The sequence below is a fragment of the Mesocryomonas lacus genome (genome assembly GCF_055730135.2).
On the sequence record NZ_JBUZWE020000008.1, the window covers coordinates 1 to 15005 of the forward strand.

12 protein-coding genes and 1 pseudogene are annotated in these 15005 nt (G+C 65.6%); 8 read left to right on the forward strand and 5 right to left on the reverse strand.

All coding sequences use genetic code 11. The features are described from left to right. Positions 1 to 519: 519 nt before the first annotated feature. Positions 520 to 855 carry a phytoene desaturase family protein gene (locus ACZLZY_RS13545; RefSeq protein WP_472934740.1) on the forward strand — a complete coding sequence of 112 codons (336 nt, stop codon included), beginning with the start codon at positions 520 to 522 and terminating at the stop codon, positions 853 to 855. 66 nt (positions 856 to 921) lie between these two features. Next, positions 922 to 2139, forward strand: a complete 1218-nt coding sequence (locus ACZLZY_RS13550; RefSeq protein ID WP_472934741.1) for a phytoene desaturase family protein — start codon at positions 922 to 924, stop codon at positions 2137 to 2139. Between the two features lie 11 nt (positions 2140 to 2150). Here the strand turns inward: ACZLZY_RS13550 and ACZLZY_RS13555 are convergent, their stop codons facing one another. The 3 genes from ACZLZY_RS13555 to epmA are packed head-to-tail and all read right to left on the reverse strand — an operon-like array spanning position 2151 to position 4823. Next, positions 2151 to 2666 (reverse strand): hypothetical protein, encoded by a 516-nt coding sequence (locus tag ACZLZY_RS13555; protein ID WP_472934742.1) that lies wholly within the window; start codon positions 2664 to 2666, stop codon positions 2151 to 2153. A 43-nt stretch (positions 2667 to 2709) separates the two neighbouring features. Further along, complete coding sequence (locus tag ACZLZY_RS13560; protein WP_472934743.1) at positions 2710 to 3774, reverse strand: lysine-2,3-aminomutase-like protein; 1065 nt, start codon at positions 3772 to 3774, stop codon at positions 2710 to 2712. Next, on the reverse strand, positions 3771 to 4823 hold the full coding sequence (epmA, locus tag ACZLZY_RS13565) for an EF-P lysine aminoacylase EpmA (protein ID WP_472934744.1): 1053 nt from the start codon (positions 4821 to 4823) through the stop codon (positions 3771 to 3773). The genes ACZLZY_RS13560 and epmA overlap by 4 nt, the downstream gene beginning before the upstream one ends. A gap of 114 nt (positions 4824 to 4937) precedes the next feature. Between epmA and efp the strand changes: the two genes are divergently transcribed. From efp to ACZLZY_RS13590, 5 genes are all read left to right on the forward strand, one after another. Then, positions 4938 to 5504: an elongation factor P gene (gene efp / locus ACZLZY_RS13570; protein ID WP_472934948.1), complete on the forward strand. Its 567-nt coding sequence runs from the start codon at positions 4938 to 4940 to the stop codon at positions 5502 to 5504. Positions 5505 to 5740: 236 nt separating this feature from the next. Beyond that, on the forward strand, positions 5741 to 6967 hold the full coding sequence (locus ACZLZY_RS13575; protein WP_472934745.1) for an ABC transporter substrate-binding protein: 1227 nt from the start codon (positions 5741 to 5743) through the stop codon (positions 6965 to 6967). A 184-nt stretch (positions 6968 to 7151) separates the two neighbouring features. Further along, positions 7152 to 8024, forward strand: a complete 873-nt coding sequence (locus ACZLZY_RS13580) for a branched-chain amino acid ABC transporter permease (protein ID WP_472934746.1) — start codon at positions 7152 to 7154, stop codon at positions 8022 to 8024. Between the two features lie 2 nt (positions 8025 to 8026). Continuing rightward, the gene (locus ACZLZY_RS13585) at positions 8027 to 10072 is read left to right on the forward strand and encodes a branched-chain amino acid ABC transporter ATP-binding protein/permease (RefSeq protein ID WP_472934747.1); all 2046 of its coding nucleotides are present in this window, start codon (positions 8027 to 8029) and stop codon (positions 10070 to 10072) included. Beyond that, positions 10065 to 10787: an ABC transporter ATP-binding protein gene (locus ACZLZY_RS13590; protein ID WP_472934748.1), complete on the forward strand. Its 723-nt coding sequence runs from the start codon at positions 10065 to 10067 to the stop codon at positions 10785 to 10787. The genes ACZLZY_RS13585 and ACZLZY_RS13590 overlap by 8 nt, the downstream gene beginning before the upstream one ends. 405 nt (positions 10788 to 11192) lie before the next feature. On the opposite strand, the gene ACZLZY_RS13595 is transcribed toward ACZLZY_RS13590, so the two are convergent. Then, a complete protein-coding gene (locus ACZLZY_RS13595) occupies positions 11193 to 13061 on the reverse strand; it encodes a DNA-primase RepB domain-containing protein (RefSeq protein WP_472934749.1) in 1869 nt (622 codons plus the stop codon). 1117 nt (positions 13062 to 14178) lie between these two features. Then, positions 14179 to 14470 (reverse strand): annotated as a pseudogene (locus ACZLZY_RS13600) (transposase domain-containing protein); the annotation flags it as partial. Positions 14471 to 14693: 223 nt separating this feature from the next. Between ACZLZY_RS13600 and ACZLZY_RS13605 the strand changes: the two are divergent. Continuing rightward, on the forward strand, positions 14694 to 14936 hold the full coding sequence (locus ACZLZY_RS13605) for an ATP-binding cassette domain-containing protein (RefSeq protein ID WP_472934750.1): 243 nt from the start codon (positions 14694 to 14696) through the stop codon (positions 14934 to 14936). Positions 14937 to 15005 lie beyond the last annotated feature (69 nt).

The window sequence follows — 15005 nt, forward strand, 5'->3', positions numbered from 1 at the left end:
GGCTGCGTCCATCACCGGCTCGGGCGTCGCGAAGTCGGGGTCGCCGATGGTGAGGAGGATGACGTCCTCGCCACGCCGCTGCGCCGCTGTCGCGGCCTCGTGGATCTTCCAGGCGGCGACGCCGGGGCCATCGATCCGCTCGACGAGGGGGGAGAAACGCATGGACATGTCCTGTGAGTCTGGAAGGCTCGATCGGCCTTCTTGGAGCCGAGCGGCAAAGCAAAGGCAAGTCGGGCCTTTGTTTCACGGTCGCCCCCGGATGATCGAAGGGGGTTCACAGCTGTGAAACAGTCTGTGCTGCCTTCAGACCCGAAGCGTCAGAGGGCGATGCTGCCATGCCGCCCAGCCCAACTCAGTCTCGGCTAGCGAGGCAAAGCTCTAAAGAGGCGGACATCTCGGACGTCGTTCCGGTTGGGGTCGCGCCCCCGGTCCCCTCCGCCCCTTGCATCGGGCTCATCGCGATGCCTTAATCTTCACAGGCATGAAAATACAGCCGTCGCAGCTTCAGGGGCACCGTCCATGGCGAGGGAATACAACGCGATCATCATCGGTGCCGGGCACAACGGCCTCGTCTGCGCCAACTACCTCGCCAAGGCCGGCCTGAAGGTGCTGGTCCTCGAGCGACGCAAGTTCATCGGCGGCGCCGCGGTGACCGAGGAGATCTGCCCGGGCTTCAAGGCCTCGACCTATTCCTATCTGATGAGCCTCCTCCACCCGCGCATCATCCGCGACTTCGACCTGAAGCGCCACGGGCTGGAGGTGCTGCCGTGCTCGGACATGATCTCGCCGGTCGGCGGGGACGACTACATCCTGTTCTCCGACGACATCCAGAAGACGCAAGCCTCGTTCGGCTAGTTCTCCAGGAAGGACGCCGAGGCCTATCCGGCGTTCGACACCTACCTGATGGAGTCCGCGGCGATCGTGCGCAAACTCTTGTGGGAGACGCCGGTGGACCCGTCGAAGGGCGACTGGAAGTCGTTCAAGGACAGCGCCCAGATGCTGTGGAAATACCGCAGGATCGGCGACAAGATGCACCGCATCGCCGACCTCATGACGATGAGCGCCTACGACTTCCTGTCGGAGTGGTTCGAGGACGACCGCATCATGGCGGTGCTCGCCTACTACGCCTCGATCGGCACTTTTGCGGGGCCGAAGACGCCGGGCTCGGCCTACGTCATCATGCACCACGTGATGGGCGAGCACGAGGGAGCCGGCGGCTGGGGCTTCATCAAGGGCGGCATGGGCATGATCACCCAGTCGCTGGCCTCGGCCGGGCGGGCGCTCGGCGTCGAGATCGTCGTCGATGCCGACATCCGGGAAATCCGCGTCGCCGGCAACCAGGTGACCTCGGTCGTCACCGCCAAGGGCGACGCCTATTCAGCGAAGACCATCGCGTCGAATGCCAATGCCAAGGTCGTCTACCAGCAGATGCTGGACCCGGCGCTGGTGCCGGGCGGCGTGAAGCGCGAGATCGACAACTACCGGACCTTCTCGACCGCATTCAAGATGAACATCGCCTGCGAGCGGCCGCCGCAATACACGATCCTCGACAAGGTGAAGGCGGACGGCGCGCTCGGGAAGTTCTCTTATCCCACCTACATGCACATCGCGCCGGACATCGACTATCTCGAGCGGGCCTATGACGATGCGAAGTATGGCGGCTACTCCCGGCGGCCGTTCATCACGCCGGTGGTGCCGACCATCGTCGACGATACGCTGGCGCCGCCCGGCCAGCACGTCGTCAACCTCTTCGGCGGCCACGCGCCCTACGAACTGAAGGGCAAGGACTGGGCCGACGAGAAGGAGAACTTCAAGAAGGTCGTGCTGGACACGATGGAGGAATGGGCGCCGGGCTTCAGCGCCGACATCATCCAGGCTAACCTCATCATCGCGCCCGATATCGAGGGTGTCGTGAACATGCCGCAAGGCCACATCTTCCATGGCGAGCTGTCGGCCGACCAGCTGTTCTTCCAGCGTCCGGTCTCGGGCTATGCCGACTACCGCACCCCTGTCGAGGGCCTCTACATCTGCGGCGCGTCGATGCACCCGGGCGGCGGCGTGTCCGGCATTCCCGGGGCCAACGCGGCGCGCGAGATCCTCAAAGACCTGAAGCGCCGTCCGAAGAGGCGGGCCGCCTAAGGAGACGCGCGTCAGTCGATGTTGACGGAGCCCCGCATGGCCATCCTGATTGCGTCGATGTCGATGATCGGCGGCGCAACGAAAGGCTCGAGTACGATCTTCACCCTGGCCGGGCTGCCGCTGACGACGGCCGTTTCGGGATAGACCGAGCCGCGCATCTGATCGAGCGGGCCGGCCTGCGGGCTTTCGTTCGAGGCGACGAGGGTTGGCTTTGCCGAACTCGGATCCGCGCGACCGGGACCTGCGGGGCTTGGGCTGACGTAGCCGAACGCCTGCTCGGGCAGCGCTGCGGGCAGCTGCGTGCTGAGCCGTTCCGTGCGAGGGACGCGGCGGCTTTTCGGCCGGGCGGGCTCCGTGCGATGGGCGCTCGCCTGCGGCGAGGGGCGGGGGCTGACGGAACGACGGCAGTCGCCATTAAGGCATGAGCCGTGACCGGCCGTCGACGGGCGAATGATAGCCCGAGGACCGGCACATCCGGTGACCGTCATGGCCGAGGCCAGCAGTAGAATTCGAATACGCACCAGCACAGCCTCCGCGGGATGGCCGCAGTCTAGGCGCGGTCCCGTAAATTTAGGCTGAAGGGCTTATCGTTGCGCCCTCATCGTCTGCGCGCGGCGGATAGGCATGCTCTCGCCCTTTCGGGTCGGTGACCTCGCGGCCATCGGCGGAGAGATAGCTCGGCCCGACCGGCACCTTGCCGTGACCGCCGGGAATGTCGAGGACGTAGGTCGGCTGGCAGAGTCCGGAAATGTCGCCGCGCAGCGACCGCATCAGGCCCTGCCCGGTCTCGATCGAGGTCCTCATATGCGCGGTGCCGGGGGCGAGATCGCCGTGGTGGAGATAATAGGGCTTGATCCGGTTCTCGACGAAGGCGCGCATCAAGGCACCGAGCGTCCCCGCGTCGTCGTTGATGCCGGCGAGGAGCACGGTCTGGCTGACCAGCGGAATGCCGGCATCGACCAGCCGCGCCACCGCGGCGATCGCAGCCGGCGTGAACTCGCGCGGGTGGTTGGCGTGGAGCGCGACGAAGACGGCACGGCCGAAGCCTTTCAGCGCGCCGACGAGGGTGGCGTCGACCCGTATTGGGTCGACCACCGGCACGCGGGTGTGCAGGCGCAGGACGCGGACATGCTCGATCTTGCCCAGCGCCTCGGCGATGAAGGCGAGGCGGCGCGGCGACAGGACGAAGGGGTCGCCGCCGGTGATCACCACCTCCCAGACCTCCGGATGCGCGGTGATGTAGGCGAGCGCACCGTCGAGCTCTGCATCCGAGAGCGTGCCGAGGCCATCGGGCCCCACCACCTCGCGGCGGAAGCAGAAGCGGCAATAGACCGGGCAGACGTGCAGCGGCTTCAGCAGCACCCGGTCGGGATAGCGGTGGACGATGCCGGGCACGGGCGCGTGCGCATCGTCGCCGATCGGGTCAACCAGATCGCCGGGCGCTTCGTCGAGCTCTTCCACCCGCGGCAGGAACTGGCGGCCGATGCCGTCGTCGGCGTCTTCGATCAGCGCGGCCATGTCGGGGGTGATCGCGATCGCGTAGCGCTCGGCCACCCGTTCGATCGCGGCGAGCCGCTCGGCCGGCACCAGTCCGGCGCCGACGAGGGCGGCGGCACTGCGCAGCGGGCGGTTCACGCGGTTCCCCGCGCGACCGGCGTCCAGATCACGTCGTCGATCCTTCCGGCGCCGACGGCCAGCATCACCAGCCGGTCAAAGCCGAGGGCGATGCCGCTGGCCGCCGGCATGATCGCCAGCGCCGAGAGAAAGTCCTCGTCGAGCGGATAGCGGTTGCCGTAGACGCGCTGCATCTCGTCCATCTCGGCGGTGAAGCGTCGGCGCTGCACGGCCGGGTCGGTCAGTTCGCCGAAGGCGTTGGCGAGCTCGACGCCGCAGCAGTAGATCTCGAAGCGCTCGGCGACCCGCGGGTCGTCAGCGCTGGGCCGTGCCAGAGCCGCCTCGGCGACCGGGTATTCACAGAGAATCGTCGGGCGGCCGTTGCCGAGTTCCGGCTCGACGCGCTCGAGCAGCGCCTTCGAGAACAGCGCCGACCAGCCGTCATCGTCGGCGATGCGGATGCCGGCGCGGACCATGCCGGCGGCCAGAAGGTCGCGGTCGGTCTCGCCGGAGGCGTCGACGGTGGCGAGGAGGTCGATGCCGATGTAGCGCTCGAACGCCTCCGCCAGCGTAAACCGTTCCGGCTCGGCAAAGGGATCGGCGGTGCGGCCGCGGAACGCGAAATGCTTGGCACCCGCCTGCTCGGCGGCGAGCGCGATGAGATCCGCGCTATCCTGCATCAGGCGCTCATAGGTCTCGCCGACGCGGTACCATTCCAGCATGGTGAATTCCGGCGAATGCAGCGCGCCCCGCTCGCGGTTGCGCCAGACCTTGCCGAGGCTGAAGATCCGCTCCTCGCCGGCGGCGAGCAGCTTCTTGCAGGCAAATTCCGGCGAGGTGTGGAGATAGTAGGTCTCGCGGCTGCCGTCGAAATCCAGCATGTCGGTGGCAAAGGCGGCAAGATGCGCCTCGTTGCCGGGCGAGACCTGGAGTGCTGAGGTCTCGACCTCGAGGAAATCGCGGGCCGCGAACCAGTGGCGCATGGCGGCGGCGATGGCGTTGCGCTGGAGGAGGCGGGGCCGGCGGTCGGCGTGGACATCGGGCGTCCACCAGGGCGAGGCGTTGATCATCGGGCCTATCGTCGAGTGGCGACTGGCGGTCGCGCGCAAGATGCGGTAGGTGCGGCGCATCGAAGGCCGTGCCGCCGGGCACCCCGCAAACTGAAGTTTTAAGGACCAATCATGGTGAAGGTGATCGCCAGTTCCCTGCGCAAGGGCAATGTCGTCGACCAGGATGGCAAGCTCTATGTGATCCTCATTGCCGAGAACATCCATCCTGGCAAGGGCAATTCCGTAACGCAGCTGGACATGCGCCGCATCTCCGACGGCGTGAAGGTGTCCGAGCGCTTCCGCACCACCGAGACCGTCGAGCGGGCCATGGTCGAGGAGCACGATCACACCTTCCTCTACAATGACGGCGACGGCTATCACTTCATGAACCCGGAGAATTTCGACCAGGTCACGGTGCCCGAGAGCGTCATCGGTGACATGGCGCCGTACCTCCAGGAGAACATGACCGTCGCGCTCTCGCAGTACAACGGCTCGCCGATCTCGCTCGTGCTGCCGCAGCGTGCGACCTTTGAGGTGGTCGAGACCGAACCGGTGACCAAGGGCCAGACGGCCTCGGCCTCCTACAAGCCGGCCCTTCTGTCGAACGGCCTGCGCACTGCCGTCCCACCGCATATCGCCACCGGCACCCGCATCGTCGTCCTCACCGAAGACGGCTCCTACGTCGAGCGCGCCAAGGACTGATCGCTCCGTCCTGCCGAGCGTTCAGACGCCCGTCCCGCTGGTTGCGGGGCGGGCGTCTTCGTTTCTGCCCGCGACTGCCGGCAAAAAATCGCTCGTCGCCTTCCGATACCCCCTTCGTCCAATGGACAAACGTCGCAGAGGCAGCCAGACTTCCCGCAGAACCCGGAAAACCGGGTCGGGATCGGTGTCGACGGACGCGGGCAAAGCCAGCCAGCCGCGGTGCGAACAGGGGAGGAATGAGGGTGCGTTTCACGGCGAAGCTTTATCTCAGCGCGATGCTCGGCGCGGCGGCGATGGCGGGGGTTCTGCCCGCGCATGCCGAGGATCCCATCAAGCTCGGCGTCTCCGGGCCCTTTACCGGCGGCTCGTCGGCGATGGGTGTCTCGATGCGCGATGGCGTCAGGCTGGCGGTGACCGAGATCAACGCCAATGGCGGCGTGCTCGGACGTCAGATCCAGCTGGTCGAGCGTGACGACGAGGCCAAGAACGAGGTCGGCGCGCAGGTCGCGCAGGAGCTGATCAACAAGGAAGAGGTGGTCGCCACCCTCGGCTTCATCAACACCGGCGTCGCCTTGGCCGCCCAGCGCTTCTACCAGGAAGCCGAGATCCCGGTGTTCAACAACGTCGCCACTGGCACGATCATCACCAACCAGTTCATCCAGCCGGACTACGACAACAACTACGTCTTCCGGAACTCCGCCTACGACGTGCTGCAGGCCGGCCTGATGGTCGACGAGGCCGTGGCCCGGAAATACAGCAAGATCGCGGTCCTCGCCGATTCCACTAATTACGGCCAGCTCGGCCGCGCCGACATCGAGACCTATCTCGGCGAGAAGGGGCTGACCCCGGTCGCGGTCGAGAAGTTCAACATTAAGGACGTCGACATGACGGCCCAGCTGTTGAAGGCCCAGCAGGCCGGCGCCGACGTGATCCTCGCCTACGGCATCGGGCCGGAGCTCGCGCAGATCGCCAACGGCATGGCCAAGCTCGGCTGGAAAGTGCCGATGATCACCTCCTGGCCTGCCTCGATGCAGAGCTTCATCGATATTGCCGGGGCCAACGGCAACGGCGTGATCATGCCGCAGACCTTCATCGAGGACGGCACGCTGCCCAAGCGCAAGGCTTTCCTCGAGAACTACTACAAGACCTACAGCGTCTCGAAGATCCCGACGCCGGTCGCAGGCGCCCAGGGCTACGACTCGGTCTACCTCATCGCCGCGGCGATCACTCAGGCCGGCTCGACCGAAGGCCCTGAGATTCGGGCCGCGCTCGAGGATCTGCAGACCAAGGTCGAGGGCGTCGTCACCACCTACGACAAGCCGTTCACAGCGACTGACCACAACGCCATCACCCGAAACATGGTGGTGTTCGGCCGCGTCCAGGACGGCAAGATCGTCTACGACAAGGAAGAGGACGCCAAGAACGCCGGCGTCGTGCGCGTCAAGGAAGAGGCCGCCAACTGATCGGCGGTCGTCGAGAGCGGCGGGTCGTGCCCGTCTTCCTCCTGGGGGATGTAGTCGCCCCAGGGGAGGATGAGGGCGGGCCCGCCTCCACGTCCGGTCCGGGACGCGCCGCGGCGCGCTGTCCATCTCCATTGCGCACCTCGCCTGCGGCCGCCGCCGCCGGAACTTCAGCAGGGCAGTTTTCATGACCATCTTCCTGCAGCTTGTCGCCTCCGGCATTGCGATCGGCATGATCTATGCCGCGATCGCCTTTGGCTACCAGCTCACTTTCGCGACCTCGAAGACGCTGAACTTTGGCCAGGGTGAGGCGCTGGCGCTCGGCGCCCTGTTCGGCCTGACGCTGGCGCCCTTCACCGGCTACTGGCTGATGATCCCGGTGGTCCTCGTCTTCGGCTTTGCGCTCGGCGCCGTCGTCGAGCGGCTGGCGGTGCGGCCGGCGGTGAAGATCAAGTCGGAATACGGGTGGATCATGGCCACGATCGCGCTCGGCATCATCTTCCGCAATCTCGCCGAGAACATCTGGGGCCGCGACGACCTGAAGTTTCCCTCGCCGCTGCCCGAGGAGGCGATCCAGCTCGGCGGCGTGCGCATGCTGCCGATGGAACTCCTGATCATCGCTGGCGCGCTCCTGATGATGCTGGCAGTCGAGATCTTCAACCGCAAGTCGATCTGGGGCAAGGCGGTCATCGCCACCTCCGACGATATCGACGCGGCCGGCCTGATGGGCATCAACACCCAGCGGGTCATCACGCTCTCCTACTCCATCAGCGCGATGACCGCGGCCTTTGCCGGCGTGCTCGTCGCCCCGGTGACGCTGACGGGCGCCACGATGGGCGCGGTGCTCGCGCTGAAGGCCTTCGCCGTGGCGATCATCGGCGGGCTCGAATCCGGGCTCGGGGTGATCGTCGGCGGGCTGATCCTCGGCATCGCGGAAACGCTGACCGGCTTCTACATCTCCACCGGCTACAAGGACGTGCCGGGTCTCATCCTTCTCCTCGTCGTGCTGTCGATCCGTCCGGTCGGCCTGTTCGGCAAGGCCGTGATCAAGAAGGTCTGACGATGAGCGCCTCTTCCTCCTCCGCCACGCTCGCCGCCGCGCCCGACCGGCGCCGTCAGGCGCGCTCGCTCGGCGCCCTCGGCGCGGTCCTCCTGGTGGTCTTCCTGGCGGGGTTCCCGCTGGCGGTGCCCAGCACCTACTACCTGCACCTCGTTACCGTGATCGCCATCTACGCCATCCTGGTGCTCGGGCTCGACATCGTCGTCGGCTATACCGGCCAGGTCAGCCTCGGCCATGCCGGCCTGTTCGGCATCGGGGCCTATTCCGCCGCGGTCTTGTTCATGCACTTCAAGCTCGGCATCTGGTTCGGGCTCCTCGCCGGCATCGGCGTGACCGCTGTGTTCGGCCTGCTGCTGGCGGTGCCGGCGCTGCGCGTCACCGGGCCGTATCTCGCCATGGTAACGCTCGCCTTCGGTACCATCATCCAGATCTTCATCAACGAGCTGACGCCGCTGACCAACGGTCCGCTCGGCATCACCTTGCCACCGCCGCGCGTCCTCGACTTCGCGATGTTCGGCATCCCCGCCCCTTGGGGTGCCTCAGGCCGCAAGCTCGAATTCTACTATCTCGTCTGCATCGCGCTGCTTGTCACCATCCTCGTGGTCAACCGGGTCGTCCGCTCGCCCTATGGCCGCGCCTTCGAAGCACTGCGCGACAGCCCGATCGCCTGCGACTGCATGGGCGTCAGCGTCTACCGCTACAAAGTCTACGCCTTTGTCCTTTCGGCCGCCCTGGCCGGCCTTGCCGGGGCGCTGTTCGCCTGGTCCGAACGCTATGTCGCGCCGAACTCCTACGGCTTCGAGCTGACCGTCCTGTTCCTGCTGGCGGTGACGATGGGCGGGCGAAAGTCGCGCGCGGGGCCGCTGATCGGCTCGGCGATCATCGTGATGATGCCGAACATCCTCGCCGACATTGCGCTGGTGCGGATCATGGCCGGGGTGATCGCCGCGATCGCGCTCGTCGTCGGCCTCCAGGCCTTCCTGCGCCGCCGCGACAACCGCTTCGCGATCCTCGTGCCGGTGGTGCTCTGCATCCTGTTCTTCCCGGCGACGCTCATCCTCCAGTCGGTGACCGACTTCCGGCTGACGGTCTTCGGCCTGATGATCCTTTTCGTCGTCTACTACCTGCCCGACGGGATCGTCGGCTTCCTGCGCGACAAGATCCCGGCGCTGCGGCCGGCCCATACCGCGGAGGGCCGCGAGATCGCCGCCGACGGTTCGGCACTGATCGTGCAGCGCGGCGGCAGCGGGGCTGATCCGCTGCTGAAAGTCGAGGCCGCGCTGATGCAGTTCGGCGGCCTGAAGGCGCTGGACGGGGTCGACCTCGTGGTGCGGCCGGGCACGATCCACGGCCTCATCGGCCCGAACGGCTCGGGCAAGTCGACGATGATGAACGTCCTCACCGGCATCTACGTGCCGACCGGTGGCAGCGTGACGCTCTCGGCCGGCGCGGGGGCGGAGAAGCGGCTCGACGGACTGAAGCCTTCGGAGATCGCGCTCGCCGGCGTCGCGCGGACGTTCCAGAACGTCCAGCTGTTCCGCGAGATGACGGCGCTGGAGAACGTCCTCGTCGGCCTCCACCACGCCTTCCGCGGCAATCTCTTCGATGCCATCCTCGGCACCGCGCGCCGCAAGCGCGAGGAGCGAGAGGCCAGGCAGCGGGCCAGCGCGATCCTCGACTTCGTCGGGCTCGGCGAACTCGCGCATGTCGAAGCGCGCAACCTGCCTTACGGCAAGCAGCGCCTGTTGGAGATCGGCCGGGCGCTGGCGCTGGATCCGGTCCTGCTGCTGCTCGACGAGCCGGCCGCGGGCCTCACCGCCCCCGACATCGCCGAGCTCGGCGCGATCATCCGCAAGATAAAGGACGCCGGCATCACCGTCATCCTGATCGAGCATCACATGGACGTGGTGATGAGCCTCTGCGACCGCGTCACCGTGCTCGATTTCGGCCACAAGATTGCCGAGGGCGGCGCGCGCGACATCCAGAAGGACCCCAAGGTGATCGAGGCCTATATCGGCACCACCGAGACGGAGCCGGCGCATGCTTGAGGTCTCCAACCTTTCCGCCGGCTACGGCCAGATCGAGGTCCTGCACGGGCTAACGCTGAAGGTGCCGAAGGGCAAGGTCGTCACGCTGATCGGCTCCAATGGCGCTGGCAAGACCACGACGATGCGCGCGCTCTCCGGCATGATCCGGCCGACCGGCGGCTCGATCAAGCTGAACGGGCAGGAAATCTCTGGGCTCGACAGCCATGCCGTCGCCCGTTCCGGCCTTGCCCATTCGCCCGAGGGGCGGCGCGTGTTCCCGACCCTCAGCGTCGAGGACAACCTGACCCTCGGGGCGTTTCCGCGCCTCACCGGCGCCCGCGCCAGGGGGGATGTCTCGGCCGACCGCGAGCGCGCCTTCGTACTGTTCCCCCGCCTGAAGGAGCGGCGCACGCAGCTTGCCGGCACGCTGTCGGGCGGCGAGCAGCAGATGCTGGCGATGGGCCGCGCGCTGATGCTGAAACCCGACATCCTGCTGCTTGACGAGCCGTCGATGGGCCTTGCGCCGAAGCTCGTTGAGGAGGTCTTCCGTATCATCCGCGTCCTCAAAGAGGAGCACGTGACCATGCTGCTGGTCGAGCAGTTCGCGATGGCGGCGCTCGGCGTCGCCGACCACGCCTATGTCATGGAGAACGGCCGCATTCGCGTCGAAGGCCCAGCTGCGCAGCTGCGCAACGACCCGGCTATCCGTGCCGCCTATCTTGGCGGCGATCACTGATCGTACTCGGCTAGCGGGCCGGTTCCGCCGGTCCGCTAGTTGCATGGCCCTGCGGCGGGATCCCGTTCAAGAACCTGCTTTCCTTATTTCGCTTGCGGTCGGTGGTGCGGGGCGGCTACGCGAGCAGCCTCTTCCTCCACGCCCCGGGGTCCGTATTTCGATCGAACGCTTCCGGCAAGACGCCGACCTTCTGCGCCGGCACTTCGACCTGCGGCGGGCACCCGGCGTGCGCTTCGACAGGCAGGTCGAGCATGTCTACAGCGGCGAGCCCGTCGCATTGATTTCGTTAGGCTTTTCGGTGCTTGCCTTTTTCTTACACAACCGAGTACCCTTGCTCGGTGTCCGGCGAAGGCCGGACCAGTGGGGGTGTATACTGGGCTCCGCCCGGTGGGACGCTCCTAGGTGCTAGCCAAGGCGTCGTCCGCTGCGCGACGACGAAGGGTCGGACCTTCGGTCCTCTTCCGGCGCCTCCTGTAGGCGTCGCTGATCGGCCTCTAGGCGCAGGGTTTCCCGTTTCGACAGATCGAGCGTGTACTGGTGGACGACGGCCCTGGAGCGTTCGCAGAAGGTGTTCACCGCAGTGCGTATCCTGACCCACGGAAACTTGCCCGTGACATCGTCACGATGCTTGTCCTTCCGGTTCTCGAAGGCTGCCAGCCGCATGGGGTCGACGAGACTCACGATCTTGCGGTCGCCGTGCTCCCTTTTCAAGTCCTTGAACCAGGCGTTGACGGCCTCCTTCGGGTACCGCTTTTTGATCTTCAGAATGGCCTGGAGCGATTCCGGGGAGCTCTCCAGGACCAACGCGGGAGTGTGGCCCTTGGCCTCGATCGCGGCGAGACTCTCCGCGTCGAGGTCGTCGATCAGCACGTGGTGCGCGTCGGCGTCGATCGGGGTGATAAAGATGTTTCCGCCGGAGAGGTTGGCGGCCGTCAGGTCCCCGACCTTGTCGACGACCTCAGCTGCCGTCCAGAACCGCTCGGGAGTGCCCTTCAGGCCTTTCCCGAGGTTCAGGGCGATCTTCTCCCCGTCGGCGCTCTGACGCATAATCGTCAGGCGGTACGCGGGCGCTGCGAGGGCCTCGAGCTGGCGCCCGATCTCCTGGCGCTTCACCTTTTCGCCCTTCGTCCAGATCCTCTTTTGGTCGACATCGCGTGACAGGTCACGAACGGCCTGCTGCCGAAGGGCGGTTGCCGCCGCCTCGACCCCGAAGTTCTGGGCGAGCCAGGTGGTCGCCTGGGCGAAAGTCAGGTCGCCGGCGACCTTGACAATGTCGATCGCGTTCGCGCTCTTCGGGATCTTCCCGGTGTAGCCGAGGCGGGCGGCTACGGCGTTCACCGGCAGGAGCCGCAACCGTGTCACCTCGTCCTTCGACAGGCTGATGGTCTCTATCTGCTGCCGGATGACCCACTGGGCCGCCTGGAGGCCTTCGGTGGCCTCGTGGAGCCGTCCGCGCAGTTCCGCACTGTCCCGACGCTCCGCGTCCACCAGGCGCCCCTTGGAGGCTTGTACGGCCAGGTCGCGCAGCTCGTCCTTAAGCCGGGCCTCCTCAGTTGCCTTCCAATTCTTGATCCGGGCGCCGTGGGCGTCCTTCGATTCGAGCAGGTTCCGGGGCGGCGGATCCCCGATCTCGATCTTCTCGACGGGGTCGGCTGCCGCGAACTCCTCGAGCATCGCGTAGTATGTTTTCAGCGTGACGTGACGCGTTTTCGACCCGACCTGGCGAGGCTCGATGCCATGCGGCTCGAGGCGCTTCTGCCAGCTCTCCTGGAGGGCGTGAAGCGCCTCGGGATTGAACATGTCCTTCCCGGACAGCCGGTAGCCCGTCCCATCGGTTTTCCGAAGGATTGGGACCACCACGGCCTGCACGTGAGGCGTGGCCTCGTCGAGGTGCAGCACGGCGCTGACGAGCCGGCTGCCGAAGGTCTTCTTGAGGAACGCGGCCGCTTCCGCCTCAAGCACCTGAACACGGTCCTCCCGGTACGTGCCGTAGCCGGCCTCGGGCGTCCGGAAGAAGTCCGGGGACATGGACAGCAGCACCGTGTTCGCGATCGTCGCATCGGCCCTTGGCTTAACCAAGAACTTCGAGTGCACGGCGGCGATCGACTCGCCCAGATCGTAGGCGGCCGCACCGAAAATCCAGCGGTTCGACGGGGTTCGTTTCGGGTCCGCATTGGACGTCGGCCGGGATCTCGACAGGTGCCCCTGCACCGCCGACGGCGACGTCGATCCGGAAGACTTCATCTTGGAAACTCGAAGGATCGGAAGTGCCATTTTTGTACCGTAGCGGAGCGGAGGATTCGGCGACGCCTAGCTCTCGGCTATGAGGGATCACACCCAATTTTGAGAATCAAGTATAGTGAGTTATACCTACGTTTTGTAAGGCATAAATTTCGCTCCGCTCGGACTGGCTCTGTGACGCGTCACCAGCAACCGAGAAGAGGTCAGCCTGTGACTCGTCGCTTCTTGCGATGTGGCTTTAGCTTGCAGCACCAGGCCCGCGTCTGGTCGATAGGATCCGCCGGGACGCGAACCGTGATCTCGACATAGCCGCGTGACTTGTCATGCTCCCGCTGCCTTGCTTTCCGCTCGGCAGCGGTCAGAGGAACCTTCTCGGTCTCGTCCTGTGACTTGTCACTCATCCCTCTCGTGTATCATGATCATGAGACGTCGTTTGACGTTGCCGTTGGCCTGGTCGGCCTTCCGGACCAAGGTCCTCGACACGAAGGCTGCCTGGTACTTTCTGTCGTGCCACGACTTCCAGATCTCGGTGGGTCGAGGGCGTACGCGTACACCCCCAGTCCCGACCCGGATCCGAAGGATCGCGTTCATTTCCTCGAGGTCCTTGGTGTGCCGGCGAACTGAAATCTAAGAGATCCCCAGCTCCTGGGGATCTCCGAGATCCCCAGTTCCCGGGCGATCAGGTCCTGGGAAACCACGACGGTGCCCCAGGTGGCGTCGATGTGCTTTGCCAGAAACTTGTTGACCCGGGCGGCCGTAGACCGTTCCCGCATCAGCATCTGGAGGCGCTTCCAGCCAGTTGAGGTATTCATCTGGCAGGGACCGCGAGAAGATTGTGCGTTCAATTTCGGGCTACATAATTAAATTGCAACTTGACGCTTTCAAGTTTCGCAAGTGCGAGTTACCGGCGACACGCAGACGAGTTGGCAGCGTGCTGCGCACGAGTTTCCGGCGAGTTGCACGCAACTCAGTTTCGAATGCAACTATCAGATGCGCTTATCGGGCGGTTTGGGGGCGGCGTAACAGTCTGACGCGATACGGCGTAGACCGATGAACTGAGTACGGCGTATGTCGGAGTTACGTGGGTGTTTCTGGGGATTGGGACGGCAATTCGGTGCACGTCGGAGGTTGTATTTTCGGCTGGCAACTGTCAGGCAGCGATGTTGGAGATCGCCGATCCAGTTGGCTGTTTCCAGTTCCAGGGCAACAGTTCACCGAGGCGCGTCTGCGGCATGTCGGCGATGCGGGCGAGGACATCGGCGAGCCAGGCTTGCGGGTCAATGTCGTTGAGCTTTGCTGTCACGATCACGTCAGCCGAAGGCACATCGGTCGGCACCGCGGTCCGAACCGGCACAGAGCCAGAATTTGCGCCCGAGAGCGAGGCTGCGAACGGCGCGTTCGGCAGCATTGTTCGTCAGGCAGATCCGGCCATCGACCGTGAAGGCTCTCGGCAATAATCCGGAGCTTCTCGTCGTCCGTCGAGCGGCGACGGCGACCGGTCTCGATAACTGAAAGCCGGGAAACATCGTGACTGTGAGTATGCCTATCCATACTGATAGTCTCTTGCCGCGCTTCCAGCCTCGCAAGGGCGGTCTACGCCGCAGCCTTACCTTTGAGTACACCTTCGTGAAATCCGTATTGCCTCTGCTGAAGCCCGACATACTGTTGCTCGATGAGCCGTCGATGGGCCTTGCGCCGAAGCTTGTCGAGGAGGTCATCCGCATCATCCGCGTCCTCAAGGAGGAGCAGGTGACCATGCTGCTGGTCGAGCAGTTCGCCATGGTAGCGCTCGGTGTCGCCGACCACGCCTATGTCATGGAGAACGGCCGCATCCCCGTCGAGGGCCCGGCCGCACAGCTGCGCAACGACCCGGCCATCCGTGCCGCCTATCTCGGCGGCGATCACTGATGCTCCTTGGCCAGCGGGCTGGCTCCGGCGGTCCGCTGGCCGAGTGAACCTGCGGCGGGATCGCCGTTC

Excerpts from the sequence above, each read along its gene's own strand:
- ACZLZY_RS13545 (WP_472934740.1), top strand. The coding sequence starts at position 520 with ATGGCGAGGGAATACAACGCGATCATCATCGGTGCCGGGCACAACGGC.
- epmA (WP_472934744.1), bottom strand. The coding sequence starts at position 4,823 with ATGATCAACGCCTCGCCCTGGTGGACGCCCGATGTCCACGCCGACCGC.
- ACZLZY_RS13575 (WP_472934745.1), top strand. The coding sequence starts at position 5,741 with ATGAGGGTGCGTTTCACGGCGAAGCTTTATCTCAGCGCGATGCTCGGC.
- ACZLZY_RS13580 (WP_472934746.1), top strand. The coding sequence starts at position 7,152 with ATGACCATCTTCCTGCAGCTTGTCGCCTCCGGCATTGCGATCGGCATG.
- ACZLZY_RS13585 (WP_472934747.1), top strand. The coding sequence starts at position 8,027 with ATGAGCGCCTCTTCCTCCTCCGCCACGCTCGCCGCCGCGCCCGACCGG.
- ACZLZY_RS13590 (WP_472934748.1), top strand. The coding sequence starts at position 10,065 with ATGCTTGAGGTCTCCAACCTTTCCGCCGGCTACGGCCAGATCGAGGTC.
- ACZLZY_RS13595 (WP_472934749.1), bottom strand. The coding sequence starts at position 13,061 with ATGGCACTTCCGATCCTTCGAGTTTCCAAGATGAAGTCTTCCGGATCG.